The 849-nt window shown below is 63.8% G+C and carries 1 protein-coding gene; it reads right to left on the reverse strand.

Annotated elements, in window-relative coordinates:
- The coding region (locus ABD793_RS42540) for an acyltransferase domain-containing protein (protein ID WP_344869573.1) at positions 1-796 on the reverse strand (796 nt) is incomplete at its 3' end.
- Between the last annotated feature and the right edge of the window lie 53 nt (positions 797-849).

Here is an 849-nt window from a genome sequence, read left to right on the forward strand (position 1 = left end):
CGTCGGGCAGCACTGCCGGGCCCATCGACGACAGCGTGCCGTCCGGCCCGATCTCCAGAAACACCGAAACACCCTGCGCAGCCAACGACTCAACCGCATCACCAAACCGCACCGCCTGACGAGCCTGCGCCGGCCAATAACCCGCCGCCGGAACTTCGACCAACGCACCATCCAACGCACCAACCCACGGAATACGCGGACTCTCGAACGCCAGACTCCCCGCCACCACCGCCAACTCATCCAACACAGGATCCATCCGATACGAATGAAACGCATGACTCACCCGCAACATCCGCACCCGACAACCCAACCCACGATACCGCTCAACCAACCCCTCAACCACATCCCCATCACCAGAAACCACCACCGAACCCGGACCATTCACCGCAGCCACCGAAACCCCTTCAGGCAGCTCGACATCCACCTCCGCGACGCCGATTGCCGCCATCGCACCACCACCCGGCAACCCCTGCATCAACCGCGCACGATGCGCCACCAACCTCGCCGCATCCGCCAACGACAACACCCCAGCCACATACGCCGCCGCAACCTCCCCCACCGAATGCCCAGCCACCGCACCCGGCCGAACACCACACTCCGCCAACAACGCAACCAACCCAACCTCCACCGCAAACAACCCCGCCTGCGCAAACAACGTCTCATCCGCACGCCCATCCACACCATCACCCAACACCACCTCCCGAACCGAACACCCCAACTCCGCCTCAACCAAACCACACGCCTCATCAAACGCCCCCGCAAACACCGAACTCGACGCATACAACGCACGCCCCATCCCCGCCCGCTGACTACCCTGACCAGCAAACAAAAACCCGACCCGACCCGGCC

Source organism: Amycolatopsis ultiminotia, from assembly GCF_039536925.1.
Taxonomy (GTDB): Bacteria; Actinomycetota; Actinomycetes; order Mycobacteriales; family Pseudonocardiaceae; genus Amycolatopsis; species Amycolatopsis ultiminotia.